Annotated in this window: 22 protein-coding genes; 10 read left to right on the top strand and 12 right to left on the bottom strand. The window is 64.7% G+C overall.

All coding sequences use genetic code 11. The features are described from left to right. Nucleotides 1-127: 127 nt before the first annotated feature. The 3 genes from LK535_RS15590 to LK535_RS15600 form a co-directional block, all read right to left on the bottom strand. Complete coding sequence (locus LK535_RS15590) at nucleotides 128-4606, bottom strand: beta strand repeat-containing protein (RefSeq protein WP_227772847.1); 4479 nt, start codon at nucleotides 4604-4606, stop codon at nucleotides 128-130. Between the two features lie 691 nt (nucleotides 4607-5297). Next, a complete protein-coding gene (locus tag LK535_RS15595; protein ID WP_227772848.1) occupies nucleotides 5298-5567 on the bottom strand; it encodes a winged helix DNA-binding protein in 270 nt (89 codons plus the stop codon). 477 nt (nucleotides 5568-6044) lie between these two features. Continuing rightward, complete coding sequence (locus LK535_RS15600) at nucleotides 6045-6503, bottom strand: hypothetical protein (RefSeq protein ID WP_227772849.1); 459 nt, start codon at nucleotides 6501-6503, stop codon at nucleotides 6045-6047. A 189-nt stretch (nucleotides 6504-6692) separates the two neighbouring features. On the opposite strand from LK535_RS15600, the gene LK535_RS15605 reads away from it, so the two are divergent. The 3 genes from LK535_RS15605 (at nucleotide 6693) to LK535_RS15615 (ending at nucleotide 9471) form a co-directional block, all read left to right on the top strand. Then, on the top strand, nucleotides 6693-8030 hold the full coding sequence (locus LK535_RS15605; RefSeq protein WP_227772850.1) for an ABC1 kinase family protein: 1338 nt from the start codon (nucleotides 6693-6695) through the stop codon (nucleotides 8028-8030). A 62-nt stretch (nucleotides 8031-8092) separates the two neighbouring features. Continuing rightward, nucleotides 8093-8509: a cupin domain-containing protein gene (locus LK535_RS15610; protein WP_227772851.1), complete on the top strand. Its 417-nt coding sequence runs from the start codon at nucleotides 8093-8095 to the stop codon at nucleotides 8507-8509. Then, a complete protein-coding gene (locus LK535_RS15615) occupies nucleotides 8506-9471 on the top strand; it encodes an SDR family oxidoreductase (RefSeq protein WP_227772852.1) in 966 nt (321 codons plus the stop codon). Before LK535_RS15610 ends, LK535_RS15615 begins: the two co-directional genes overlap by 4 nt. 375 nt (nucleotides 9472-9846) lie before the next feature. On the opposite strand, the gene LK535_RS15625 is transcribed toward LK535_RS15615, so the two are convergent. Further along, entirely contained in the window at nucleotides 9847-10869 is a 1023-nt protein-coding gene (locus LK535_RS15625; RefSeq protein WP_227772853.1) for a lactonase family protein, read from the bottom strand. A gap of 199 nt (nucleotides 10870-11068) precedes the next feature. Here LK535_RS15625 and LK535_RS15630 point away from each other — a divergent pair, with 199 nt between their 5' ends. Together LK535_RS15630 and LK535_RS15635 are read left to right on the top strand one after the other, a co-directional pair. After that, on the top strand, nucleotides 11069-11938 hold the full coding sequence (locus LK535_RS15630; RefSeq protein ID WP_227772854.1) for a type 1 glutamine amidotransferase: 870 nt from the start codon (nucleotides 11069-11071) through the stop codon (nucleotides 11936-11938). A 123-nt stretch (nucleotides 11939-12061) separates the two neighbouring features. Next, nucleotides 12062-12949 (top strand): DMT family transporter, encoded by an 888-nt coding sequence (locus LK535_RS15635; RefSeq protein ID WP_227772855.1) that lies wholly within the window; start codon nucleotides 12062-12064, stop codon nucleotides 12947-12949. An 11-nt stretch (nucleotides 12950-12960) separates the two neighbouring features. Here LK535_RS15635 and LK535_RS15640 read toward each other — a convergent pair whose 3' ends face one another. The 4 genes from LK535_RS15640 to LK535_RS15655 form a co-directional block, all read right to left on the bottom strand. Continuing rightward, nucleotides 12961-13722, bottom strand: a complete 762-nt coding sequence (locus LK535_RS15640) for an NTP transferase domain-containing protein (RefSeq protein ID WP_227772856.1) — start codon at nucleotides 13720-13722, stop codon at nucleotides 12961-12963. Continuing rightward, nucleotides 13719-14621, bottom strand: a complete 903-nt coding sequence (locus LK535_RS15645; RefSeq protein ID WP_227772857.1) for a hypothetical protein — start codon at nucleotides 14619-14621, stop codon at nucleotides 13719-13721. The genes LK535_RS15640 and LK535_RS15645 overlap by 4 nt, the downstream gene beginning before the upstream one ends. Continuing rightward, nucleotides 14618-15598, bottom strand: coding sequence for a diacylglycerol/lipid kinase family protein (locus LK535_RS15650; protein WP_227772858.1), 981 nt, complete (start codon nucleotides 15596-15598; stop codon nucleotides 14618-14620). The genes LK535_RS15645 and LK535_RS15650 overlap by 4 nt, the downstream gene beginning before the upstream one ends. Nucleotides 15599-15906: 308 nt before the next feature. Next, a complete protein-coding gene (locus LK535_RS15655; RefSeq protein ID WP_227772859.1) occupies nucleotides 15907-17250 on the bottom strand; it encodes a lipopolysaccharide biosynthesis protein in 1344 nt (447 codons plus the stop codon). Between LK535_RS15655 and LK535_RS15660 the strand changes: the two genes are divergently transcribed. After that, a complete protein-coding gene (locus LK535_RS15660; protein ID WP_227772860.1) occupies nucleotides 17243-18367 on the top strand; it encodes a hypothetical protein in 1125 nt (374 codons plus the stop codon). The two genes, LK535_RS15655 and LK535_RS15660, sit on opposite strands and share 8 nt — an antisense overlap. Continuing rightward, on the top strand, nucleotides 18364-19512 hold the full coding sequence (locus tag LK535_RS15665; RefSeq protein ID WP_227772861.1) for a hypothetical protein: 1149 nt from the start codon (nucleotides 18364-18366) through the stop codon (nucleotides 19510-19512). Before LK535_RS15660 ends, LK535_RS15665 begins: the two co-directional genes overlap by 4 nt. Here the strand turns inward: LK535_RS15665 and LK535_RS15670 are convergent. From LK535_RS15670 to LK535_RS15685, 4 genes are all read right to left on the bottom strand, one after another. After that, on the bottom strand, nucleotides 19509-20201 hold the full coding sequence (locus LK535_RS15670) for an HAD family hydrolase (protein ID WP_227772862.1): 693 nt from the start codon (nucleotides 20199-20201) through the stop codon (nucleotides 19509-19511). The two genes, LK535_RS15665 and LK535_RS15670, sit on opposite strands and share 4 nt — an antisense overlap. Nucleotides 20202-20280: 79 nt before the next feature. Then, the gene (locus LK535_RS15675; RefSeq protein ID WP_227772863.1) at nucleotides 20281-20517 is read right to left on the bottom strand and encodes a DUF6894 family protein; all 237 of its coding nucleotides are present in this window, start codon (nucleotides 20515-20517) and stop codon (nucleotides 20281-20283) included. A 556-nt stretch (nucleotides 20518-21073) separates the two neighbouring features. After that, nucleotides 21074-21631 carry a hypothetical protein gene (locus LK535_RS15680; protein ID WP_227772864.1) on the bottom strand — a complete coding sequence of 186 codons (558 nt, stop codon included), beginning with the start codon at nucleotides 21629-21631 and terminating at the stop codon, nucleotides 21074-21076. A gap of 13 nt (nucleotides 21632-21644) precedes the next feature. After that, on the bottom strand, nucleotides 21645-22793 hold the full coding sequence (locus LK535_RS15685; protein WP_227772865.1) for a zinc-dependent alcohol dehydrogenase: 1149 nt from the start codon (nucleotides 22791-22793) through the stop codon (nucleotides 21645-21647). 210 nt (nucleotides 22794-23003) lie between these two features. Between LK535_RS15685 and LK535_RS15690 the strand changes: the two genes are divergently transcribed. From LK535_RS15690 to LK535_RS15700, 3 genes are all read left to right on the top strand, one after another. After that, complete coding sequence (locus LK535_RS15690) at nucleotides 23004-23576, top strand: hemerythrin domain-containing protein (protein ID WP_227772866.1); 573 nt, start codon at nucleotides 23004-23006, stop codon at nucleotides 23574-23576. Between the two features lie 67 nt (nucleotides 23577-23643). Continuing rightward, nucleotides 23644-23892, top strand: coding sequence for a hypothetical protein (locus LK535_RS15695; RefSeq protein WP_227772867.1), 249 nt, complete (start codon nucleotides 23644-23646; stop codon nucleotides 23890-23892). A gap of 144 nt (nucleotides 23893-24036) precedes the next feature. Then, nucleotides 24037-25017 (top strand): aldo/keto reductase, encoded by a 981-nt coding sequence (locus tag LK535_RS15700; RefSeq protein ID WP_227772868.1) that lies wholly within the window; start codon nucleotides 24037-24039, stop codon nucleotides 25015-25017. The last annotated feature ends 441 nt before the right edge of the window (nucleotides 25018-25458 follow it).

Raw genomic sequence — 25458 nt, forward strand, 5'->3', positions numbered from 1 at the left:
AGCCGGTTCATTGTCCGGCCTCGAGGGCCCGATGAAACGGCAGGGCGCGCCAGCCCGCCAGACTGACGCGCCCTGTTCGTTCAACACGTTCCCGCAGCGGTGGGCAGCGGGAACGATCGTCAACGGATCACGGCAGAATGGTGGTGCCGGCATCCTGGACGAAGAAGCCTGCATTGAGGCCAAAGCTTGCATCAAACGCCGCGGTGCCGCCGCCAGTGACCGCATCCTGTCCCGCCACGGCGAACACATCTTGCGCCACCAGGGATGAAACGCCGTCCAGTTTGATCTGGATGTCCAAACCGTCGAGCACTCCGTCGTCGTTGACGTCCGCCCACAGGATGCTGCGGCTTGTTTCGAAGACCAGCTGAAGCGCGCCTTCCCCCGCCGTCACCGACGTTTGGGCGTCGGCGAAGTCGAACACATTGCCGAGGAACTCGACATTGCTCAGGCCGGTCGCTTCCTGGAGCCAGCGCAAGTCGATCCGGTCGGTGCCAGACAGGAAGTCCGTAACCGTGTCGCGGGTCTGCGGCGTGGCGCTGTCCAGGCCGGAGGTAAAGACGAACACGTCGCTTCCGCTCCCGCCGGTTAACGTGTCGGCGTCGGCGCCGCCGTGGATCACGTCGTCACCTCCATCGCCGGTGATCACATCCTGGCCAATGCCACCGCTGAGCACGTCATTGCCGGCACCGCCAAACAGGGTGTCGTTGCCGGCATCGCCCTGCACACGGTCATCTCCGCCGCTGAGGGTGGCAACATCGTCCCCGCCGCCAAGGTTGACGCGCGAATCCTGGTCGGTGGTGGCCCCGCTGAGCAGCACCGTATCCGCGCCCGCGCCGGTCGAGATGGAGCCCGCAACACCCGTGACCAGATCATCCCCATCACCGCCTGCGACGCGATCCTGGTCCGCCGGAAGTGCAAAGCCGTAGGTGGAACCGCCCGATCCTGCAGCACCGAGATTGATCACGTCATTGCCGGTGCCGGTGATGACGTAATCGACATTGGGCGTACCAGTCGTCGCCAGGTTGATGGCGAGGTTGGCCGTCGCCGCCGCAGCACTGATGAAATAAGCATCCCCGAAGGAGCCGGCATTCGTTGCGGCAGAAATCGTCTGTGTGTCACCGGCGATATCGTTCGCGCTGGTATCGAGGACCAGGGTCGTGGACGTGAAGACCGATGCGGCAGAAGCGCCGACCACCATGTTGATCGTTTCCACTTCGGTGAGGTTGGTGAGGTCGGCAACCTCATTGTCGCCGGTGACTGTGATCCGGGCGATGTCGCCGATGCCGGCGCCGCCCTGTAGATTGTCACCCGTGGTGAACTCACCGGTGTCCCCCACGAAAGTCACTGCGGCACTTGAAACCGAACCGTTGAACGATCCCACCACCGTGTCGTCGCCCCCGGCCAGGTTGATCGTCAGCGCTGTGGTGAACCCGCCGTCCAGCAGCACCCGGTTGTTCCGGTTTGAGAAATTGACGGTCTGAAGCCCGGAGGCGGACGCGCGATCCCCCAGAATCGCGTTCACGCCTGTCGTGGCTGTGCTTTCCAGCATCTCCACGGCGCGCACGCCGACAGTGTCGTTATTCGCATCGCCATAGCTGTCGTCGGTGATCAGGCCGCCCGTCTGCACCACTGCGTCGATGCCGCCATTGCCGTTGAAGGTGATCGTCGAGCCAAGATCGCCGCCGCTCACGTACAGGCGATCGATTCCGCTGCCGCCCTGGAAGCGGATGTTGTTGTTTGTCCCGACGTTGTTCTTGAACACCTCGGTGGTCGCTGCCGAGCCGCGGATCGTCAGCTGATAGTCGGCGTCGCGCAGATCGTCGTCCAGCGTGACTCGCATCGTGTCGAGCGTGTCGATCAGCAAAGAGGAATCGACCGTGATGTTGACGAGCGATCCGACACCCCCCGCCACGCTTCCCTGGAAGCTCAGCGCATAGACATCGGCGTCGTCGCCGGCCGGCGGGGTGGACGGATCGCTGCCATTGCCTGCCAGGCGATACAGTTCGACATTGCGGACCAGGTCGAGATTGACCGCGGCACTTACAGCACGCCCGTCGCCTTGCGCATCGATGTTGTTGAGGAGCACGGTGTCGTCGCCCGCACCGCCGTCGAAGCCGTCGCTGATATCCAGTTCGTTGCCATCGACGATCAGCGTGTCGTTGCCGGCCCCCGATGAGACCGACTGACTGCCGACACCAGCCTCCACCGTGTCATTGCCGCTGCCAGTGATGATCCGGTCATTCCCGCCCGCGGACGCGACGACCAGCAAGTCGGCGGCATATTGCCCGGCGTCCAGCGTGTCGCCGACTCGGCCGGCATTGTTGAGATAGACCGCGCGAATGCCGCCTTCTTCGGCTTCCCTCCCGATCTGAACGTTGCTGCCGGTCCCCAGAACGATGAGGCGCTCGATGTCGCTGACGTTGGTGAAGGCAGTATCGCCCAGCGCTGCGCCCTGCACGACCAGCGCGTCGTTGCCGAGTGCGCCCCCGTTGATCGTGTCCGCCGCCGTAAGCTGGTCGGCAATAGTCCGATTGCCCGAGACGATCGTGTCGTTGCCGGCGCCTCCATCGACATTGTCGCTGCCGGTGCCCAGGGTGATGCTGTCGGCACCGCCGCCGCCAACGGCGACGTTATTGCCGGACACCAGGATGATGGTGTCGGAACCGGCCTGGCCGTCGACGATGTCGCCGCCCACCGCGAACACGGTATCATCGCCTTGTCCGGCGGCGATGGTGTCGGAAAGCGCACCGCCCTGAATCACGTCGTTGGCGCGGCCGCCGGTGACGTTGAAGGCGAAGCTGGTAACCGCTGAGCCGTCGAGCGTCAGCGTTTCCGCACCAAGCGGCCCATCGGACAGCTGGACCGCCCGGATCGTCAGCGTGCCGCCGGGGGTGGGCGCGTTGTCGTTGTCCAGAACCAGATTGTAGGTCGCCGGCGCGTTGCGACTGCCATAGCCGCTGAGCAGATTGATCTGTTCGAAATTGCTGATGAGGCTGGCGGTGGTCAGCGCGGTGGTGAAGTTCACCGTCAGCGAATCCGTCCCTTCGCCGCCATCCAGATCATCGCCGTCCGTCAGCTGGTCATTCCAGGTGAAGCCATCGTCGCCGCGACCGGATGTCACCGTGTCGGCACCGCCTGCACTGGTGCTGATCTGAAGGCCGCGGTCGAAACTGCTCGCATCAACAACGTCATCGCCGCCGCTGAGCAGGGCAAGACGACGGATACCGGCTTGTTCTGCATTGTTCAGTCCGCCCTGGTTCAAGGCGTTGTTGTTGCCGCCCAGCCAGGTGTCGCCACTGGTGAGCAGCTGCAGCGTCTCGATCGAGCTGACATTCTCCAGGCGAGCGTCGTCGTCACGATCCGACCCGCCAAGGGCATTGATCTGCAGCGTGTCGTTGCCCGCGCCGCCGTTCACGATATCCACCGGGATGCCCGACACATCGTTGCGCGCATCCAGGCTGTCGCCGACATTGATCGTATCGTTGCCGCTACCGCCGTCCACATCGTGCCGGCCTGTGCCCACGACGATGACGTCGCTGCCGGCACCTGCGTCAATCTCTTCGCGAAGCAGGCCGAGGGCGGGTGCGTCGCCGCTATCGATGTAATCGTCGCCATCGCCGCCGTCGATCATGTCGCGATCGCCGCCCGAGAAGATCACGTCGCGACCAGCGCCAGCGTTGATGACGTTGCGCCCGGCCCCTGCGGAAATCCTGTCGTCGCCAGTGCCAGCATCGATGAAGTCCTCGCCGCCGCCGGCGTCGATCACGTCGCTGCCGTCGCCAGTGAAGACGGTGTTGTTGCCCCCGGCGGCGTTGACGTAATCGTTGCCGCTGCGCGTATCGATGCGGTCATCGCCACTGCCGCCGATGATCGTGTCCGCGCCCGTGCTGCCGATCACCGCAGCGCCAGCCAGATTGTTCGCGAAGCTGAGGCTCAGTCGTCCCGCCGCGGCGGTGGCATCGATGACCCGCACCGTGTCGTTGAGCGCGGTTGCGATCGCGATGCTGCCAGTGCCGCTGATGTTCAGGGTGGTGAGGTTCGTATCCAGACGGTCGATGACGGAGTTGCCCCGCACCATCAGGTTGATCGTTTCGATCCCGGAATTGCCCGAGCTGACGCTACCGATCCGGATAGCGCTGACGTCGGTGCGGGTGATGTTGACCTTGACCTGATCGTTGGCGCCGGTGACCACCCGGTCGCGAAACAGCATTTCAACGTCCGTGGTGCCCGCTTCCGTCGTATCGACAACATCCAGCGATGTACCGGCATTGATCTTGGCGATCTGGGTGAACCGGACCGAATTCGTACTGTTGGTCACGGCATAGCGGCTGGTCTGCGCCGAACCCGACATGTCGAAGATCAGCTGCGCGGTTGAATCGTTGGTAACTTCGAACCGCTCAATGCTCCTCAGCTCGAAAGCGCCGTAGGTGACCTGGGTCCGTCCTCCGTAATCGCCATCGGCGAAGAAGCGGAAGCGATCAAAGCCGGTGTCGCCGAAAAGGATATCGCCTGCGTCGAAATTGTCCTCGTTCCCGATGAAAATATCGTCTTCGTCCGGATTGCCGACGGCCAGTTCCTGACCATTGGTAAGAGTGATGTTCGCCAAGCTTCTTCTCCTGCCCGTTGCGGAGGCGGCTTTCAGCGGAGGGACCAGGATCGGCGCCAAGACTAGGTATAGAGTGCGTCTATCCTGGAAATCCTTGCCTCGGCTCGTTCCCTGTTGAAGAAGACCGTCCGACAAGATGAGTCGTAAGATCAACCGAGGACGTGATAGTTGATGTCGTGATCGTTCACATACATCCCAGTGATCGGATAATAATCGTAAACCGATGTAATTGGGTCTGATGAATATAGTTAAGGAGTATGGGTCCGCGCTTGGCCCGCGGCGTACCTTTGCGATTGAAAGGTTTTGCCCTGCGCGCCGCGGATCTTCTGTCGCGGACCGGTGGCGCAGCGGATACTATCAGGTGGTTGACGCCGGCGCCTGCTGCCTTACCTGGGAGTGGACCCCTACGGCTCGAGGGGTCCTTGCGCCGTCGCCTGGTCCGGCCGATCCTGGCGGGGTTCGATGAGCTCCATCGCCGAAAGCACTTTCACGATCGCTCGTGCCATGGCGCGGATGAGGACCGCAGTCCGGAATGGCCGGGCCGGTGGGTAGGGGGCGGCCGAAGCTGCGCCACTGAGCCCGTCCCGCTGCGCATCTCGCTGGCCCCCCTGCGATGTGCCTGGACGGGGCGGCGATGCGGGGCGTGCGGGCGCGTCGCCTTCCCAGCAGTCGTGGCTCGCGGCCGGCGCGCTCATTGCCCGACCTCCGCGAGAAGCGAGAGGAGGACGGCAACGATCCCGTTGCGCCCGGACGGGGTGAGGGACAGCAAGCGCCGGCGGCGATCTGCCGGATCCGGCCGACCGACGATCAGGCCGCAATGCTCCAGTCGCCTGATCCACTCCAGGGCAGTAGTATCGGGAAGTTCCGCCCCGACCGTCACACTCTTGACGTAGGACGGCCGCGAGCTCCCCTCATCGATGAAAATGCTGAGCAGAATGTCCCAGGCGGGATCGCTGAACATCCCCGCCTGACCGAAGAACAGCTTCTGCTTCCTACGAAGGTCGCCAAGGCTTCTTGCAGCTGAGAGAAGGCGCTTGTGCAGGTGGGTATTGTCTACGACCGACAAGGGCAAGTCTAGCGAGCGCAAACTGCGGTAAAGGTGCGCAGTTTGTGCTAGTCCAGGGTCTGGCGAAAGCATGCCTAGTGTCTCCCTTGGTTCAGGGCGACTCGCTTTATTTTTGTTATAGTGACGACACTAAACAACTATCGCTATTCGGCAAGACGAATTGTCGATAATAAAAGGTAAGAAAAAGGTGGGGAGGGCGCAGTCACTCCACTCAAGAACTATTTCTATTCGATGAGTGGCAATGACTGTGCTCGATTGATGAGCGTCAGGCGCCGAGACGACTAATATACCACGTTTCACGTGCGGGCCGTTCGCCTCCTGCATCCGTAATGGATGCAAAACGGGGGCGCCTCCAAACCATCTTACTCCCCGTCACTCCTCCTCTGATGAAGTTTCGGAGAGTGCCTCTGTGATCTGGTCGATCGTCAGGCCAAATACCGAGGCGAGGCTTGCAACGGAGGCGCCTCGTTCGGCGAGCGTTCGGATCCGGTCGGCGTTGACGACCATCGTGTAATTGCTGGTGTCGCGTTGCACGCGCACGATATCCTTGCGGCCCGAGCCGCGCTTGCGCTGGCTGGCTGCCTTGTGCGGGTCACTCAGCGCCAGTTGGGCCTCGGCTTCGCGACGCTCCTGCCTGATCCGCTCGCGTTCGGCGGCCTGTGCCTCGCGTGCCTGGGCCCGCGCGTCCAGCCGTTCGGCGGCCGTATCGACGCGTGCGCGTGCCCGTTCTTCGCGCGCCCGCGCCCGCTCGGCGGCACGTTCTTCGAGGCTGTCGTTCGTGCGGATGCGAAAGCCCGGAGACGCCGCGCTGCCCCAACTCTTATCAACCACGAACCACTCTCGTCTCGTTACCCGTCGCCATCAGGCGACCATGCTGCGGGCTGGCCAGCTACCTTGGCGCAGATTGGATTGCCAGAGCATGGACGATGATCGTGGAACGCCCGGCGATCCGCCGCGCTTGGTTCCGGTTGCGTCTGCTGCGCAAGCGCGGCGGCACGCAGGATCAGTGAAAGGAAGACCATGGCCGACGATCGACGGGGGCGGGCGGTGCCAAGCGGGCGATTGTCGCGCTTTGGCCGCTTTGGCCGGCTGGCGGGCGGAGTCGCTGGCGGCGTCCTGGCCGAGGGCACTCGCCGGCTCGCCTCGGGCGAGCGCCCCCGGATGAGCGACCTGCTGCTCACGCCGGCCAATGCCGCGCGTGTTGCGGACCAGCTGTCCCATTTGCGCGGCGCGGCCATGAAGCTGGGCCAGATGATTTCCATGGACGCGGGCGAGTTGCTGCCGCCGGAGCTGACGCAGATCCTGGCGCGACTGCGCGACAATGCGCATCACATGCCGCCAGCGCAGCTTGAGCGGGTGCTCGCGGCGGAATGGGGCCGTGACTGGCGGCGGCGCTTCCGGCATTTCCAGGCGCATCCGATTGCCGCCGCATCGATCGGCCAGGTCCATCGTGCGGAACTGCCCGATGGTCGCGTGCTGGCGATCAAGGTGCAATATCCCGGTGTCGCCAGCAGCATCGATGCGGACGTCGACAATGTCGCCACGTTGCTGCGGGTGTCCGGGTTGCTGCCGCGGGAGATCGACATCGCCCCGCTGCTCGCCGAAGCGAAGCAGCAGCTCCACGATGAAGCGGATTACGAGCGCGAACTCGCCATGCTGGAGCGCTACGGCCAGCTGATCGGCGATGATCCCGCTTATGTCGTGCCCGGTGCCGTGCGGGAACTCAGCACCAGACAGGTGCTGGCGATGGATTTTGTCTCCGGCGCCCCGATCGAAGCGCTGGAGGGCGAGCCTCAACCGGTTCGCGACCGCGCGGCCAGCGCGCTGATTTCGCTGGTGCTGCGTGAGTTGTTCGACTGGGGCCTCATGCAGACCGATCCCAATTTCGCCAATTACCGGTGGCAGGCGGAAACGGGGCGGCTGGTGCTGCTCGATTTCGGCGCGGCGCGGCCGGTGGAGCGCGCGACGCGCGCCGGCTACCATCGATTGCTCATGACCGCACTGGACGATGATCGGGAGCGGGTGCGCGAGGCGGCGATCGCGGCCGGCTTCCTCGGGGAGCAGGCGGCACAGCGGCATGACGCGATCGTCGCGCGAATGATCGACGTGATCGTGGCGGAACTTCACCGGCCCGGCCCTTTCGACTTTGGCGATCGCGGGTTTGTCACGGTGGTGCGCGAAGAGGCCGTGCCGATGGCCCGTGATCGGGAGACTTGGCACGTCCCGCCGGTGGACACCTTGTTTGCCCAGCGAAAGGTGAGCGGCACCGCCCTGCTATGTGCGCGGCTGAAGGCGCGGGTGGATCTGCGCGCGATGATCGAATCGCATCGCGATGCGCCGGCCGGCCGGGAATCGTAAGGCACAGGGAACGCTGCCTCGCCGCGATCGTCCTTTCCCATGACAATCGAAAGGACAGCGACATGGCGATCTTCAACAAGGATATGATCGATCTCACGAGCCGGAACACGCTCTGGCAGAAGGAAGTGTATCGTGATCGCAAGGTGCAGATCGTGCTGATGAGCATTCCGGCCGGCGAGGAGATCGGCATGGAAACTCACCCTGCGGACCAGACGACCTTTATCGTCAGCGGCGAGGCGCAGGTCGTGGTCGATGGCCATTCCACGAAGGCGGGCGCCAACCATATGGTGGTCGTGCCCAAGGGATCGGAGCACAATATCGTCAACAAGGGGTCGGGCGATCTGAAGCTCTTCTCGGTTTATGCCCCGCCCGCCGAACCCGAGGGCGCTGCCTTCAAGACCAAGGGAGAGGCGGAGGAAGCCGAAAAAGGCCTGCTCGCGAAGGCGGCCGACAAGGTGAAGGAAGCGGTCGGGCGATGAGCGGCCAGCACCGCGTCGTCATTACCGGCGCATCGAGCGGGATCGGCGCGGCCACCGCGGTCGAGTTCGCCCGCGCTGGCGCGGCGCTGGTGTTGGCGGCGCGCGGGGAGGCTGGTTTGGCCGACATTGCCGCGCGGTGCCAGGCGGCCGGCGGCACTGCTCATGTCCGGGTGGTGGATGCGACCGACGCAGCCGCCGTCGCGGCTCTGGCGGCGGAGGCGCGAGACCTTCTCGGCGGCATCGACCTTTGGTTCAGCTGTGTCGGTGCGGGCGTCGTCGGCCGGTACGAAGACGTTCCCATCGCCGATCACCGCCAGGTGATCGAGACCAATCTCATCAGTCATATGAACGACGTGCACGCCGTGCTGCCGATCTTTCTGGCGCAGGATCGGGGCACGTGGGTGAACATGATTTCGGTCGGGGGCTTCGTCGCGACGCCTTATGCCGCCGCTTATGCCGCCAGTAAGTTCGGCCTGCGGGGTTTCAGCGAGGCGTTGCGGGGCGAGCTGTCGAAGAAGCCGCACATCCACGTGTGCGATATCTATCCGACCTTCGTCGATACGCCGGGTATTGATCATGCCGGCAATTACAGCGGCGCAAGGCTGTCGCTCCCGCCCGGCGCCTTGGCGCCGGAAACGGTGGCAAAGGCGGTGGTCAGGCTGGCCAGTCGTCCGCGGAACACGACGGCGGTGGGCGCGCCGGCGCTCGCGCTGAAGCTCGGACAGTTCGCGGTGCCGAACCTGTCGGCGGCGGTGATGAGCGGCTTCATGGACACTTGGTCTGACAAGGCGCCACCGGGCGAGGATGGACCTGGCGCATTGTTCACCCCGCCGGGATCGGCCAGCGGCATCGACGGGGGCAGGCGCCGTCCCGATCAGCGCCGCGCTGCCGGTGTGGCGATCGGCGTCACCGCCGTGGCCGCTATCTGCGGCGCGGCGCTGTTGTGGCCGCGCCGCCGCTGACCCGCGAACCGCGGAACGATCGGCGGTCGTCCGACCCGCCCGTTACACCGGACGGCCGCTATCTCGTGGTCCGCGGCCGGCTGTGGCGTCGCGCCAATCCCGACCTCCCTTCGCCCCGGCGCGACGCGCTTGTGGCCGAGCTCATGGCAGCGCGTCGGGCAGTTCGAGCAGCCCTTCGTGGCGACGATCCGGCGGCGCTCGCGGCCGCCCGCGCCCGCGTCGATGAAACCAAGATCGCGCTAGGCGAACGTGGCCCAGTGTGGTGGGACGATGGCGCGCCGGACGAGAACCGGCGGATGGCCCGGAACAGCCGCTATGCCGAGTGGTTCGAGGCGCTGGAGCGTGCTGGCCGAGACCAGGCGGGTTCAGGCCGTTTTAGTCCGGAACAAGGCCAAGAAACGCCGCGCCCGGCACGTCGGCGCGGTCCGCCGGACGCTGCGGCAGGCCGTCCGCGTCGACCGGTAAAAGCGTGACGCCGCCCTCCTCCTCATGGGCGACGAGCAGGCGCTGCTGGTCCGGCAACAACAGCAGATAGCGCGGCGAACTGCCGCCACAGGAGCTATGGCCGAGGAGCGTCGCTTGGCCCTTCGCGTCGAGAGCAAAGGTGGCGACACTGTTATGTCCGCGGTTGCTGACATACAGACGGCGGCCGTCAGGCCTGATCGCGATGGCGCCGCCAAGGCTCTCCCCGGCGAAATTGTCCGGCAGCGTGGAAAGCGTCTGACCGACCGCGAACCTTTCGCCATCAATACTCAGGACAGTCAGCGTCGATGCCAGTTCACTGACCAGATATGCGATCGGCAGCGACGGGTGGAAGGCAAGCTGGCGGGGCCCCGAACCCGGGGGTGCGCGCAGAACCGGCGCCGGCTCTGCCAGCGGAGATGCCGCTCCCGGTACCCGAAACGCCAGCAGTTGATCGATCCCGAGATCCGCCACGTACAGGCGGCCATCAGGGCCGAAGCCGACCCAATGTGCATGGGCGCTCTCCTGACGATCTGGATCCGGGCCGTGGCCCCGGTTCTGGTGCAGCACCGGCGGGGTGAGCGGATGGTGGGCCGCGTCCAGCTCGAACAGCGCAACCGTGCCGCTGTCATAGTTGGCCGCCGCGACACGGGTGGCATTGGCGTCGAGTGCCAGGTGGCAGGGACCTTCGCCCCCGGATGGCACTGACGCGAGCTCTCGCCACTCGTCGCTCGCGTCTGCCAGCCTGACGCACCCGGCGGTTTCATCGACGAACAGCCATTTGCTCGACGTGGGTATTCGCACACCAGCGGAAACGTTCACGATCGGTGCGACAAGATCGTTCCGGGTAAACCGGTCACCGTCGATCTGAAGGAGGCGCAGACCCTCCGCGCCCTGCTCCGCATAGCCGCCGGCGATAACGCGCGTGATTGCCAAGCGAGAGCCTCCCGGCCGATGTCGGCCTGTTGTCGAACGACGATGTGGCGCAAACGCCGGCGCTTCAACGAGCGGACCCGGTTTTAGATCAACACGCCCACCCGAGGTGCAGCGATCTGCCCGAAAAGACAGGTTCCGCCACTACGCGCGGAGCGGACGCGCGCGTCACCCGTTGGGAAGCGCTCCAAAGGACGAATGCGTGACCAAGCCCTTGAAATTCCTGATTGCGGAAAGCGAGCCCCCGGAAGCTCGCGACAAGCGCCGCGCGTCGGTAGGCCGAAGTTCCGGCGAGACGTACGAGGCGGTCTTGCGCCACATCGCACCGACTGCCGAGCTGGCCCGCATCGCGCCGGCGGACGGTGCCGTAGATCGGCCCGCGCTTGATGCACTGCAGGCGGCAGACGCCATATTCCTCACCGGCTCTCCGCTGCACCTTTATGACGACACCCCGGAGGGGCGCCGCGTGGTGGAGTTCATGCGTGCAGTCTTTGACTCAGGTACCCCCGCTTTCGGATCCTGTGCTGGCCTTCAGATCGCGACAGTCGCCGCCGGGGGAAGTGTTCGCCCGATGGAGCCGCGCCGGGAGGCGGGGTTTGCAAGGCGCCTTTACTTGACGGGTGAGGGTGCTGGCCATCCCCTGATGAACGGGAGGCCGCCGGTGTTCGACGCACCCGCTATCCACACCGACGAAGTGTCCTGCCTGCCGGAGGGAAGCGTCCTCTTGTGCACGAACGCGACCACCAGTGTTCAGGCGGCCGAGATCAGATGCGGGCAGGGTGTCTTTTGGGGCGTGCAATATCATCCCGAAATCAGCCTGTTCGAGGTGGCTGCCGCCTTGCGCCGGCAGGCCGACGACCTGATCGAACACGGCCTTGCTGCCGATGAACCGGCGGTGGCGGCCCATGCTGCGCTGATCGAAGCGCTGGACGAAGCGCCGGATCGTCTCGACCTCGCCTGGCGCCTCGGCGTGGATAGCGAGATCATCGTTCCGGAACGTCGCACCAGAGAGATCCGAAACTTCGTCGAACGGCTGGTTCTGCCCACACAATCACAACGTGGCCGAGCCTGACAGGAAAGGTGCGCTGACCGCCCGGCCAGGGAAGTGGGCCGAGCCTGACGAGGCACCGGCGCATGAAGAACCCCCACGTCACCGTGCTGGTGTCGAGCCTTCCGCTCTGCCAACGGTGTCAGCATGAAACTGCGCGACTTCCTCTTGCTGGTGCTGATCTGCCTCGTCTGGGGCTACAGCAATGTCCTCAGCAAGATCGTGGTCGGCAATTGGGGCGTGCCGCCGCTGTTCTTTGCGGCCGTCCGTTTCGCGGTGGTGATCGCGGCAACGATCCCGTGGCTGTTGCCCATGCCGCGGCCGCGTTGGCGCATTCTCGTGATTGGCCTGCTGATGGGCGCGGGCAACTTCGCATTGCTGTTCATCGGTCTGCAGACGGCGAGCCCTTCGGCAGCGGCAGTGGTGATCCAGATTGGCGTTCCCTTCACGACGTTGCTCTCCATCGTGATGCTGGGGGAGCGGATCCATTGGCGTCGGGGGCTCGGCATCGCGCTCACCCTGGCAGGCGTGCTCTTGGTGGTATGGAATCCGGAGGGCGTGGCGCTTTCGGCCGGGCTGTGGTTCGTGGTGGGCGCTGCTTTCACGGGTTCGCTGGGCGCGGTGCTGATGAAGCAGGTGGAGGATGTCGCCCCCTTGCGGTTCCAGGCCTGGGTGGGCCTCGTCTCCTTCCTTCCGCTGGCGCTTGCCACCGCTCTGTTCGAGCAGGGACAATGGACCAGTGCATCGGCGATCGGCTGGCCATTCGTCGGCGCCGTGCTGTTTGCGGCGTTGGTGGTCTCGGTCATCGGCCACACCAGCTATTACGGGCTGATCCGCAGGTACGAGGCCAATCTGCTCGCTCCGCTCACCCTCATGACGCCCCTGTTCACCATCGCGTTCGGCGTGATGCTTACCGGCGATCGACTGGATCTCAGAATGGTCGCGGGCGCGATGCTGGCGCTGGCGGGGGTGCTGGTGGTCGCGCTGCGCTCCCGACCCGAAAGCCCGCTGCTGGCGGAGCGGGAGCAGGCCTGAAGCGCTAGAGGTCAGGTGCGGGCTGCCGTTTTGCCGAGATGATCGCGGACGAAATCGAGATCTGACGGCTTGTCCACGTCTACGGCGGCGAGACCGTCCCGGCACTCAACCACCGTAGCGACAACGCCAGCGCGCCGCCCAAGTGCTGCAATCGCCTCCGACAGCGACAGGCGACCCATCAGATAGCGCAGCAGCAGCCCCGGGCCGAGTCGTCCGACGATACGCCATGGACGCTTGCGATCGCGTTCCACCGCCTGCCACAGCCGAACTGCCGCTTCCGCCTGGGGCGTCGCCAGTAGGAAGAGGTTGCAACCGGACCAATGGCCGTCCGCAAAGCGCAGGTAGGTTCGTCGCGAGCCGGGCGCGGCCCGTTCTACCGACTCCTGGCGCGCGAGCAGCACCGCAACGTCCGTACCCGCCGGCACGTCAGCGACAAAGCTGCGCACCCACTCGGGGCGGAGAAGTGCATGATCGCCGGTCGTGACCAGCAGGGGCGCGCCCAAGGCGGCAAGCGCCTCAGCCGTGCTCGCGCTGGGGCCAGCGGCCGCCGGCAGCATCCGCGCGCCGTGACGCTGCGCCTCTTCTGCTACCGCAGGCCCGTTTGCGGCCACCGCCACATCAGCCACGCCTGCGTCACGCAGTGCGCGAAGCACGCGCGCAAGCATCGTCTCGCTGCCGAGTTCAATCAGCGCCTTGTCGGAAACACCGGCATGTTGGGCGACCGGGTCGGTGCCACCGCGCGAGCCGGCGAGCACGACCGCCGCCGGCATCATCGCAGCACCGTGTGGCGCCATAGCTGCCAGAGCACACCCGGCGCCGCCATGATCGGGTGCCGCTCACGAAATGGGGTCACCATCACTTGCATGCCGGTATGCCGCTCGATCTTCCAGGCAGCGTAGCGGGTGGCCCCGTCGAAGGTGAATGCCGCCTTCATCAGCCGGGCCAGGTTCAGGCGCTTGCCCGCGCGCTCCAGGCGCAGCCAGGCCGAGGCAAGCGCAATGATCTTCGGCTCGGGCAAGCGAGGGGAAAGATCGTCGCCATGCTGCTCGAAATCGACCCCCGCCTCTCGCCAGGCGAGCGGCAGGAGCGTCTTGTAGCGAAGCTGATCATATCCCAGGATCTGATCCTCCCGCCCGGGCGCTTCCACGCGCAACTCGGCCGCATAGGTCGCCCGGAACAGGGCGCGCCAGAAGGTAATGGCATCGGCGTGTTCCGGCCCATGAAGCGCGGCGAAGCGCGACGCGGTCATTGCCGCGTCCGCCACGGCCTCGATCGTCCTGTGCCGGAAGCTCGCCCCCTTGGCCCAGACCAGAGCGGCTGGCTGAACGAACCGCGCCCACACGGTCGTGTCCAGCGTTTCGCCTTGTGCCGCGCGGGCGAACGTATCCAGGGGCATGGTCGCGACCTTGGCCCGGACGACCCTGCCCCCGACGTTTACCTCATGATAGCTGACGTCCGGCCACAGCAGCCGACCCACTGCGCTGCGCGAGCGGCCCTCCCGCAGGACGTAGAAGTCGAGCAGCCCGGTCAGGTCGCCGGTGCGAAGAACCGATCCGTAGAACAGCACCGCAACGCCGCCCAGCCGGCTGGCGATCACGCGGCCGGCCTGCTCCACCTCCGGAGGGACCGGCCGGTCCAGCTCGGAGGCAAGGAAATCGGTGAGGGGGTTCACGGCGTAACGAACCGGATCGGCGAGCCCGTCCGCACATCGATCGTGCCGCCAGGGAACATCTCGCCATCAAGGATGAAGCCGCGTTCCAGCTTCAGCTGAACCGGCGGTATGTCATGGCCATGATGATAACCCAGCCGTTGCAGCCAGCCGCCTTCGCGGCCGGCGACAATAGCGGCAGCAGCCACGGGCAGGAGCCGGGGCGGTGCATCGACCGCCAGCACGTCAAAGCCGGCTCCCGTCTTGCCCAAGGGCTTGATGCCAAGCGGCATCCGCTGGAGCGTGGAGCCGAGCAGCAGGTACAGATTGCGGACGCTGGTCTCTCCGGTCTGATAGTCGAGGATCTCGACCCGCTCACCGACCCGCCAGCGGTTGGCCAGGCTGCCAAAGCACGTCTGCGCCACCGCCCCAACGAGCGAAAGACCCACGGCCAGACCATCGATCGCGCCCAAACGGTGCGTTCCTTGTGCCAGTTCGGTGGCCATCACAAAGCCACCGACGCCAAAGATGAAGCCGCACAGCGGCTCCTCGGCGTCGCGGCGGATCTCGATCGGAGCACGTGTCTGGATGCGGCCGGTCGCCTGCGCGGCAACGGCGTCCTGCAGCGACCAGCCGACCGGCACTCCCAGATCCAGCGCTAGCGCGTTCGTCTTGCCTGACGGAAGGAGGGCGAGCGGAGGCAAGTCATCGCCGTAGATGCCGGCGGCCGCGCTCAGGACATCGCGCACCGTGCCGTCGCCGCCGTCGATGACGAGCAGCTCGAGTTCCTGCTCGGCGAACGAACGTAAGGTCTTCACCAGTTGCTCGTTGGTCGTCGGGGCAGCGGCCAGCACACCCGGGCCGATCTTGCGTTCCAGATCGACCGTCCAGTTGCGGCGGCTGCGAGGATTGCTGATGATTCCCACGCGCGCGGCGCCGCGTTCGAAGCGGAACGCGGAGTTTGGCGTAGGCGCGAGCTGTTTGCCGCCCGGATCACTCATCAGATCCGCGCGCGGCCCTGGCTTTGGAGGAAGTGCGACGCCGGTCGGAAAAGGCACTTTCACGAAATCTGACGTCCTCACAAATGCGTAACAGAGAGTGTTACCTACCGTACCGCAGAGTTGCCAACGCAAGTGGGCGCAAATGCGGCATTTCCGGTGCGGAAGTGGAACTGACCGTTCTTCCGGGCGATGGTCTGGCACGTTCGATCGCTTGGCAGGGCCCGTGTTCACATGCGCCGACCGGCTCCTTCAGCCTTGTAGGTCGCAACCCGCGCCGGTGAATTCAAGGCGCGAGGCCCGCTGCACCCTCAGGCGCGCGTAAGAACATAGGCGCTGCGCATCAGGGCGATCAGCGCCACGGCTGATGCGATCAATGATGCGGCGCCTGCCCCGATGATCCCGAAGGACGGCATCAAAAGGATCACGAACGAGAAAAGCACCGCGGCCGAAAGCATGCGGATGCGCAGCGCGCGTGCCGCGTGACCTGTTCCCAGCAGCACCGGTTCGAAGCCGACCGCCATGATGTCCAGTCCGGCGGCAAGGCCCAGCAGTACCAACACCGGGTAAGCGCCAAGATACGCCTCTCCAGCGATCAGGTAGAGCGCGGGCTTGCCGAGCAGCGGCACCAGCACGCAGGTTGCGAGCCCCACGCCCATTGCCAGCTTGGCCGATTGACGCACCAGCTTGCGAAGCTCGCCGGCGCGCTGGCTGGCGTGGGCGCGGGTCACTTCAGGGAACACACCGCGTGCGAACATGTCCGCGAGGCGGACCAGCGATTGGCTGAGCTGATAGGCGAGCCGGTAATTGCCGGCCGCCGCCGCTCCGGTGAGCAGGCCGACCAGCACGACGGCGAACTGCCGGCTGGCGGCGTTCAGGGTGGAGTTCAGGTTGGTGACAAAGGCGAAGTGCCAGATTCCCGGGTTTTCCGAAGGGGCGAGCGTGGTCCCTCGCCAGCTGCGAAGCGTATCTGGCGCAACCCGCGCCGCACTGATCCAATAGCCGACCGCCGTCAGCACCTCGGCCGCTGCCCAGGCGATCAGGAAGCCGGTCAGGGTGGCGTCCTGCCAGACCGCGATCAGTGCCCCGACGAACCGAGCCATCGGCGTTACCGCATCCGCGCCGGCGCCGATCGCAAACCGATCATGCAGGCGCAGGACGCCGACTGCCGTGGAGCGCACAGACAATAGAAGGACGACCGAAAACGCGAATGCCTGCCACGCAAGCGACGTTGACCAGTCGAAATGCGCCTGCATCAGCCACAGCGCCGCGCCCGCGATGCCGATGCCCACCAATGCCCCGCCAATATCCAGTGCCAGGCAGAAGCGAACGAGCCGGGATAGTGCCGCCGAGGCGCCGCTCTCGCGGTGCACCATCCCGAACCGCACCACGATCTGCCACGTCTGGAAGCCGACGAGTGCCGCAACCGCCTGAGCCGTGCTGAGGATCAAGGTGAATACACCGAACGTCTGGACGCCAAGCGAGCGCGTCGCCAGCGCCAGATAGACGATGCTGAGCACGGCGCCGAGGCCTTTGCCGGTCAGCAGCCAACCGACATTGCGCAGCGCGCGGCGAAACGGGGATATTGCTTCAGGGGGGGACGTCAACGGCTGTCTTCCAATCGCCACCGCGCTATGGGCCACGCGGATGCGCATTGCTTTCCTCTATATCGCAGAAGCCTATCAGTGCTACCATGGCGCAGCCATCGCGCTCGAGCTTGCACGCCGGACCGGTTGGACGATCGTCAATTACTTCAACGATCCAGAGACGCCGCACCACTTGGCGCGGATCACCCAGGCATGGGGTGGGCCAGAGCTGGAGCAACGTCCATTGCGCAAGTCGCGGCTCACGCGGGGGCTGCAACGGATGAAGCGGCTTGGCATGTTCAAGGACATGGTGATGCGCGACAACATCGCCGAACTGAACGGCTATGACGCCATCTTCGCGGTGGAGAATACCGTTGCCGCGCTGCGCCGTCTGGGCGCCACCCATCCCCGGCTGATCTACAGTCCCCACGGGTTTGGTGATCGCGCACGCGGCTTCATCCCGAGGATCGCGACCTTCGACCTCGTCCTGCTCGCCGGGCCGAAGACCGCCGCGCGAATGCTGGAAGCGGGGCTGGTCCGGGAAGGCGGTTATGCGCTTACGGGATCGGTGAAGCTGGATACGGCCGAGCATATCGCCCGCACCACCGCGCTGCCGTTCGCCAAGACGCAGACCACCGTGCTCTACAATGCCCATAAGGAGCCCAAGCTCACGTCATGGCATCGCTTCGTGGAGCCGATGCTCGCCGGCTTCGCCGCCGACCCATCCATGAACCTGATCGTCGCGCCCCATGTGAAGCTCTTCCGCAGGCGGAGCGAGGCACTGCGCAGTCGCTGGCGGGCGCGCAGCACCCCCAATGTGCTGATCGATCCCGGTTCCGACCGCTCCGTCGACATGAGTTATGCGGCCGCCGCAGATATCTATGTCGGTGACGTCAGCAGTCAGGTCTATGAGTTTCTCGCCAGCCCAAGACCGTGCGTGTTCCTGAACGCGCACGGCATCGACTGGCGGGATGACCCGAGCTTTGCACATTGGCATCTGGGCGATGTGGTGGATGATCCCGCCGACCTGATGACCGCAATCCGCGCGGCGCCGGAGCGCCATGCGCTCTATAGAGAGCGTCAGGAGGCCATGGCGAAGGCCAGTCTTGGCGATACGTCGCCGGGCGCGGCGGAGAGAGCCGCCGAGGCCGTCATCGCCTATCTGGAGGGCCAGGCCCGGGCATGAAGGTAGGTTTTCTCTTCAACCACGACGCCCTGCATCAGATCCGCCATACAGCGCCCGTGATCGGGGAGATCGTGCGCTATCCTCAGGTGGAGGCGGTGGTTCTCACCTCGTCTGCGGAGCAGGAACGCGAAGTTCGCGCGCTTCTGGGCGCTGCAGCGGCAAAGGTGAGGTTCGTTTCCCTGAAGATCGGGAAAGTCGCTGCGGCGCTGGACCGGGCGCTGCGCTTTGTCGCACCATTTCGGCGCATCGCGACGCTTCGCGAGAACCTACCGGCTTTTGCCGCGCTCGATGTGCTTGTGGTGCCCGAAACCACCTCGCTTCTGCTGCGCGACCGCTTCGGACTCGATCAGCTAAAATATGTGTGGATCCCGCACGGCGCAGGCGACCGGTCCGTCGGCTTCCGGGCGGTGATGCGCGGGTTTGATCTCGTGCTTCTTTCCGGTGCGAAGGTACGCGACAGGATGCTCGCCGCCGGCCTGATCACGCCCGACAATCACGTCATCGTCGGTTATCCGAAGTTCGATACGATCGATAACGGGCCGCCGGCGCGCCTCTTCGCCAATGATCGACCAACGGTGCTGTACAACCCGCACTTCGATCCCTTGCTCTCATCCTGGTATTCGATGGGCGAGGATGTGGTTGCCTGGTTTGCAGCGCAATCGGACTACAATCTGGTGGTCGCGCCCCATGTGATGCTGGCGCAGCGACGGGTCCACGCCTCCGTCGAGCACCGCGTGGTGCACTGGCGCCGCGACGTTGCAGAGCGTTATCGCAGCTTGCCCAATATTCATGTCGACATGGGCAGCGAAGCTTCGGTGGACATGACATATACGCGCGGCGCGGACATCTACCTCGGCGACGCCAGCAGCCAGATCTACGAATGGATCGTGCGTCCGCGCCCCGCGATCTTTCTCGATGCGAGCAAGGCGGAATGGCAGGACAGCCCCGATTTTGCACATTGGCGTCTGGGGGAAGTGATCGGCGACATCCGGGAATTGCCGGGTGCGCTGGACCGCGCCGTCCGCGAACCTGACCGCTTCCGCGCGGCGCAGGAAGCCGCCTTCGCAGCAACCTTTTCGCTGACCGATCAGCCCGCGTCCGCGCGCGCAGCGGCCGCCATTGTGACGCGCTTCGGCGGCGCTTAGCCGACCCCCCAGTCCGCGATCTGCCAGCCGCGCTCGCCGGCCAAGGCGCGCAACTTGCGGTGCGGATTGACTGCTACTGGCTCGTCCACCCACTCGAAGGTCGGCTGATCGGTCGCATGGTCGGAATAGAAGCGGATGTGCGTGTTGGCACGGTCCATCCCGCTGCGCGCGAACCATGCGGTGATCATGGCGTGCTTTGCCGAACCGTAGCAGTTCGGGCCGCTCAGCGCCGGTAAGATGTCGCCACCGGCCCCGCGCGAAGCCTCGGTTGCGACCAGATCTGCGACACCCAGGCGGCGTGCGATCGGCTCCGCGTAGAAGCGGTGCGCCGCGGTGGCGATGACGATGCGCCGCCCCTCTCCTTTGTCGGCGGTCAATTGCGCGCGCGCACCCGGGCGGACGTGATTGCGCACGATCCATTCGGCGAACGCTTCGGATACCTTCGCCAGCCGGTCCGGCGGCACGGCGGGGCCCAGGAGCAGGCGATGCATCGCCTCCTTCAACTGGTCACGGTTCATGATACCGAGCGATCGCGTAGCGGCGGAGGCGACCACGGCCGGCAGCAGCGCGAGCCGGGCCGGCTGGAGCCGCCGCGCAGCAAACAGCAGATAGGGCGTCCAGGTGGGAAGGCTGGTGATGGTGCGGTCAAGGTCATAGATCGCGAGCGGGACCGGCGGCGTCTTAGTCATCGCCTGTGCCGTGCAATGCCGCACGGGCGAATGTCAAAAGGGGCGCCGGTGCGCCGCGCCAACCGTTGCGCGGATCGCCTCAGGAAATCTGATAGGCCACTTCGCTCAGCAAAAGGCGGGCGATGGCCCGATCGGCGATTTCCACGTCGACGCTGCCGCCAATCGTCTGCTGCCCGCGGCGCACTGGGGTGCGCACCAGTGTGCGGGCAAAGCGTTGCGCATGAGCCATAGCCGCGTCGAGGTCAGGCAGTTCATCACGTTGCACACGATGGGTGACGTTGTCAGGGGTACGGACACGGAAGACATAGCTCGGCATGCCAGCTAAATGCCTGAGAGACGGTGGAGTTTCAGGCTTCAACATAGATTGTGATGAATCCCGCAAACCAGACTGTGTGGGCCTCGCCCTTGGGCTGAGCAATACTGTTGCAGACAGGTCACGCCGAGTGATGCAGCCTCACCGCCGGCGGGCGGATTGCAGCCTTGTTCGCCCGCGTTTCTACGTCAGAGACATTGCCGCGCTGGCTGATCCCGGCCGCGGGCGCCTGCGTTGCATGTACGATCCGCCGACGTTGCCGATCGCGACTATGGACAAGCTATTGAAAACACGGGCGGGCGTCCCACATTCCCGTTATCGTTCAACAACGGAAAGGAGGTGGTCGAATGTCTCATTGTCTCACGCCGCTCGCGGCAAGTCTGATGGACGTGACCTCCGCCGCGGAGGTTCTCGCCTGACGAGAGCCGCGAATGGCTGACAATGGAAAGGCCGCTCTCGCAAGAGGGCGGCCTTTCGATTTTGTGGATGTTGGGAGGCGCTGATCAGCCATCAGGCAGGGTAGCGCCGACGCCCTGCTTCCCCGTTAGGGTCGCGCCGCTCAATACGGGATGTGTGGCACCGAGTCCGGATCTGTCGGCGTCGCCACTGCCGGCGCGGGCTGATTGTCCTGCCGAGATCCGCCGCGACGGAACGCCGCGACCAGCGCGATTCCCACGGCCAGGGTGGCACCGGCCTTCAGCACGAACCCTTTCTTGTTGTGCTGCCACTCCGAACGCGCGCCCATTTCACCGGGGATGTTGGGCAGCTTGCCGCGCGTGAGATCTTCCACCACGCCTTCGACCACATTGATCCGGTCTGCACCCATCAACAGCAGCCAGTGCCACCAGTCGGATTCGCTGCGGCGAAACGCGTAGCGGCGGATCGCACCGGACAGACCGCTCGGCGGCGTGGACGTGCCGATCACCGCCGGCAGGCGATTATGCTCGATCGATCGCAGCACTTCGACCTGAGGGATCTGTTGCGACGGGCGCGTCCAGGTGAGCCCGCGGTCCTTTTGGTCCTCGATATGGCGGATCGGATAGGTGGGATTGTTCTTCGGATCCGCATCCACGCCCCAGCCGGGGATCTTGGACGTGTCGACCAGTCGCTTTGTCATCGTACCTCTCCGCTCACTGGCCGTTCGGCAGCAGCACCGGCTTGATGCAGCCGTCGAGCTTCGCCGAGAACATGTGGTAAGCATCCGCGATGTCGGTCAGCGGAACGCGATGGGTGATCATGGCCTTGGGATTGAGGTGCCCGGCCTTGATGTGGTCCACCAGCCGGGGCAGCAGCCGCTTCACCGACGCCTGATTGGCGCGAACGGTGATGCCCTTGTTCACGACATTGCCGATCGGGATCATGTTACCCGTCGGGCCGTAAACGCCGACGATCGACACGATCCCGCCCTTTTTCACGGAGTTGATCGCCCAGTGGAGCGCGATGGCGTTCCCGGCCTCCAGCTTCAGCTTGGTGCCGAATACATATTGCAGGGCATTGCCCGCAGCATCGCCGCCTACCGCATCGATACAGACATCCGCGCCAAGTGAGTCCGTCTGCTTCTTCAGTAACACGACGACGTCGTCGATCTCGCGGAAATTGTACACTTCCGCAGGGGCGAAGACGCGTGCGAATTCCAGCCGATAATCGAGATGGTCGATCACGATCACCCGTCCGGCGCCGAACAGCCAGGCGGAACGCGCCGCCATCAGCCCCACGGGGCCAGCGCCGAACACCACCACGGTGTCGCCCGGCTGGATGCCGCCCATCTCGGCCGCCTGGTAGCCTGTCGGCACGACATCGGTGAGCAGGACCGCATCGTCCGGGTCCATCCAGTCCGGGATCACCATCGGTCCGACGTCGGCATAGGGCACGCGGACATATTGGGCTTGGCCGCCGTCATAGCCGCCTGCGGTATGCGAATAGCCGAAGATGCCGCCTACCGCCGTCGCCTGGGCGTTCGATTCGTGGCAGTTGCCGTACAGGCCCTGCTGGCAGAAATGACATTTGCCGCACGCGATGTTGAACGGCACGAGCACATGATCGCCTGGCTTCAGGTTGCGGACTTCCGGCCCGACCTGTTCCACGATCCCGCAGAACTCATGCCCGAAGGTCATCCCGATTCGCGTGTCCGGAACCATTCCGTGGTAGAGGTGCAGGTCCGATCCGCAGATGCACGATCGGGTCACACGGACAATGGCGTCCTCCGGGTGAAGGATCTGCGGCATCGGTTTCTCGTCGGCACGGACGCGATAGGGTCCGCGATAGTTCATCGCCAGCATGCAAGGGCTCCCATGCGAGCGGCGTTGCTCGCCTGACGCCTTCAAGTCGGAACGCCATCTTGGGTTCCGCCACTTGCTTCAGATCAAGGCTCGCAACTACCCACCGGCGCGTCCCCTTGATCTACGTTAGGCAGAAAGCAGCGCAGCGATCATCGCGGCAGGAACACCCCGCACGGCTTGTCGTTGCTACTCCAGCAGAGGAGCAGGAACATGGCGACATCAGGCAATGTGTCAGGCACGGGCACGAACCGGCAGACGGCGGCGATCGGTGCCGCGGCTGGAATTGCGATCGGCTTGGCAGCGAACCTGCTGCGAAAGTCGGCAGTGCAGGCCCCGACGATGTTCGCCGGAAACTGGGACAAGGCACTGGCGGCGGAGCATGCGGCAGCACTGAAGATCTTCGATCTCCTGGAGGAGACTGAGGACACGGCAGTTGCGCGTCGGACAATGCTGCTGACGCAGCTGAAGCACGCCATCAGCAAACACGCCTTCCAGGAAGAGAATGTTGTGTATGCGATGATGCGCGATCACGGGCTGACGGAGGCTGCGGATCACCTCAATCACGAACACGGCTACGTGAAGCAGTATTTCTTCGACTTGGGGGAGATGCCCAAAGACGACCCGAACTGGCTGCCGAAGCTGAAGGAGTTTCGCGCCATGATCGAAAGCCACATGCGGGAAGAGGAGAATGACCTGTTCCCGCGGCTGAGTTCAAAGCTCACCGAGGAGCAGAACAAGCACATCACCGCCGCGATGAACAAGGAAGGTTTCAAGCTGGCCTGAATGTTCCGGCCGGGCCCATGGCACCATGAGTCCGCCAACGCGCGCCCGCGAAATTCTGGAGGATGATATGACCGATAAACAGCCGATGCAGGCCGATGGCAGCGGAACCAAGCCGCACGTTCCCGATGAGAATGGGGAGGTCGCCAGCCGGCGGGATAGCAGCGGTGAAAGCCAGGGCGGCGCCTACCCCAATCCACACACCGGGAAGAAGGGCGGCCATTTCGACGGCGGGCAGTCGGGACGCGCCTATCATGGCACCGGCCAACTCGGCGATGAGAAGACGGGGGAGCAGCCCAACTCAGCCTCGACCGAATAAAGGTCGGTCACAGCTGTTTCTACCGCGTAGCATTCCGCGGGTGCCTTATGGTCGCGGGCGCGCTCTGGCTGCACGACCTTTCGCTTGGCCGCCAGCGTTTGTTCTGATCAACGATAGCGCGGCAGGATCATCGGGAGAGGCCGGATGGAATATGTGAAGCTTGGCGCCACGGGCTTGGACGTGTCGCGGCTTTGTCTCGGTTGCATGACCTTCGGGGATCCCGGGCGCGGCAATCATGAATGGACCCTTCCGGAGGAGCAAAGTCGTCCACTGCTGCGCCAGGCGATCGAGGCAGGGATCAACTTCTTCGATACCGCTAACGTCTATTCCGACGGCAGCTCCGAGGAGATCGTCGGACGGGCGCTTAAGGAGTTCACCCGCCGCGAGGAGGTGGTCATCGCCACGAAGGTGCACGGCCGAATGCGGCCGGGCCCGAACGGCGCGGGTTTGAGCCGCAAGGCGATCATGCAGGAAATCGATACCAGTCTGACGCGCCTCGGCACCGACTATGTCGATCTCTATCAGATCCACCGCTTCGACTATGAAACGCCGATCGAGGAGACACTGGAGGCGCTCCACGACGTCGTGAAGGCCGGAAAGGCGCGCTATATAGGTGCGTCCTCGATGTACGCCTGGCAATTCGCGACCATGCTGCACACGGCTGACGCGAACGGATGGACGCGCTTCGTCACCATGCAGAATTACCTGAACCTGCTTTATCGGGAGGAAGAGCGCGAAATGCTCCCGCTGTGCGAAGCGGAGGGTATCGGAGTCATTCCGTGGAGCCCGCTGGCACGCGGGCGGCTGACCCGAGACTGGGGGGAATCAACCAATCGGTCGGAGACCGACAAGTTCGGCCAGACGCTTTACGCCCATACTGCCGACGCGGACAGGAAGGTGGTCGAAGCGGTGGCCGCAGTAGCGGCTGAACGCGGCGTGCCACGCGCGCAGATCGCACTGGCATGGGTCTTGTCGAAGTCGGTTGTGTCTGCCCCGATCGTCGGCGCCTCGAAGAAAGGCCATCTGGAGGATGCCGTCGCTGGTCTCGACATCGTTCTGAACGATGAGGAACTGCGCCGCCTCGAGCAGGCGTACGTGCCGCATGCGGTGGTCGGGTTCCAATGACACCGCTCGATTCGAGCTCGCGTCGATGCGCCAGCTCGGATCGAAACGCGCAGCTGAAAGGAGCCCGGTACAGATTCGGAGGATATCGCCGGAACCGCGGGCGAGATTCGCGTGCTCCGTCAGATTCGCCTCTGTAGCCTCCCACAAGCACGGCGATTCTCGGCCATGCGATGGGCTTGCATAGAACGGTCCCCGTCCGCCAGGCGCCTCGTAACTCTCGGGGAAGCAGACACTTTTTTATGAAATCTGACGGCTGTCGGAAAAACCTGTTGACGGTTGGGGGCGGTCCGCCTAGATGGGTGTCACCGCAGCGGTGGCCGGCACGGTTGCTGAGGCGGTTAGCGAAAACAAGGCGCCATGGTCGCCCCGAGAAAAAGGGGTTAGCCGAGGCGTCGGTTTTTGTCGCTCTTTGACATTGTTGGTCAAGATGAAGGGACATGT

It is taken from the genome of Sphingomonas sp. IC4-52 (genome assembly GCF_020707225.1).
Classification (GTDB): Bacteria; Pseudomonadota; Alphaproteobacteria; order Sphingomonadales; family Sphingomonadaceae; genus Sphingomonas.

What these genes read in the sequence shown, in the direction of transcription:
- LK535_RS15610 (WP_227772851.1), top strand. Translation starts at nt 8,093, where the DNA reads ATGGCGATCTTCAACAAGGATATGATCGATCTCACGAGCCGGAACACG.
- LK535_RS15670 (WP_227772862.1), bottom strand. Translation starts at nt 20,201, where the DNA reads ATGACTAAGACGCCGCCGGTCCCGCTCGCGATCTATGACCTTGACCGC.
- LK535_RS15650 (WP_227772858.1), bottom strand. Translation starts at nt 15,598, where the DNA reads ATGAGTGATCCGGGCGGCAAACAGCTCGCGCCTACGCCAAACTCCGCG.
- LK535_RS15605 (WP_227772850.1), top strand. Translation starts at nt 6,693, where the DNA reads ATGGCCGACGATCGACGGGGGCGGGCGGTGCCAAGCGGGCGATTGTCG.
- LK535_RS15655 (WP_227772859.1), bottom strand. Translation starts at nt 17,250, where the DNA reads ATGCGCATCCGCGTGGCCCATAGCGCGGTGGCGATTGGAAGACAGCCG.
- LK535_RS15685 (WP_227772865.1), bottom strand. Translation starts at nt 22,793, where the DNA reads ATGCTGGCGATGAACTATCGCGGACCCTATCGCGTCCGTGCCGACGAG.
- LK535_RS15680 (WP_227772864.1), bottom strand. Translation starts at nt 21,631, where the DNA reads ATGACAAAGCGACTGGTCGACACGTCCAAGATCCCCGGCTGGGGCGTG.
- LK535_RS15635 (WP_227772855.1), top strand. Translation starts at nt 12,062, where the DNA reads ATGAAACTGCGCGACTTCCTCTTGCTGGTGCTGATCTGCCTCGTCTGG.
- LK535_RS15660 (WP_227772860.1), top strand. Translation starts at nt 17,243, where the DNA reads ATGCGCATTGCTTTCCTCTATATCGCAGAAGCCTATCAGTGCTACCAT.
- LK535_RS15695 (WP_227772867.1), top strand. Translation starts at nt 23,644, where the DNA reads ATGACCGATAAACAGCCGATGCAGGCCGATGGCAGCGGAACCAAGCCG.
- LK535_RS15615 (WP_227772852.1), top strand. Translation starts at nt 8,506, where the DNA reads ATGAGCGGCCAGCACCGCGTCGTCATTACCGGCGCATCGAGCGGGATC.
- LK535_RS15700 (WP_227772868.1), top strand. Translation starts at nt 24,037, where the DNA reads ATGGAATATGTGAAGCTTGGCGCCACGGGCTTGGACGTGTCGCGGCTT.
- LK535_RS15640 (WP_227772856.1), bottom strand. Translation starts at nt 13,722, where the DNA reads ATGATGCCGGCGGCGGTCGTGCTCGCCGGCTCGCGCGGTGGCACCGAC.
- LK535_RS15690 (WP_227772866.1), top strand. Translation starts at nt 23,004, where the DNA reads ATGGCGACATCAGGCAATGTGTCAGGCACGGGCACGAACCGGCAGACG.
- LK535_RS15665 (WP_227772861.1), top strand. Translation starts at nt 18,364, where the DNA reads ATGAAGGTAGGTTTTCTCTTCAACCACGACGCCCTGCATCAGATCCGC.
- LK535_RS15675 (WP_227772863.1), bottom strand. Translation starts at nt 20,517, where the DNA reads ATGCCGAGCTATGTCTTCCGTGTCCGTACCCCTGACAACGTCACCCAT.
- LK535_RS15595 (WP_227772848.1), bottom strand. Translation starts at nt 5,567, where the DNA reads ATGTTCAGCGATCCCGCCTGGGACATTCTGCTCAGCATTTTCATCGAT.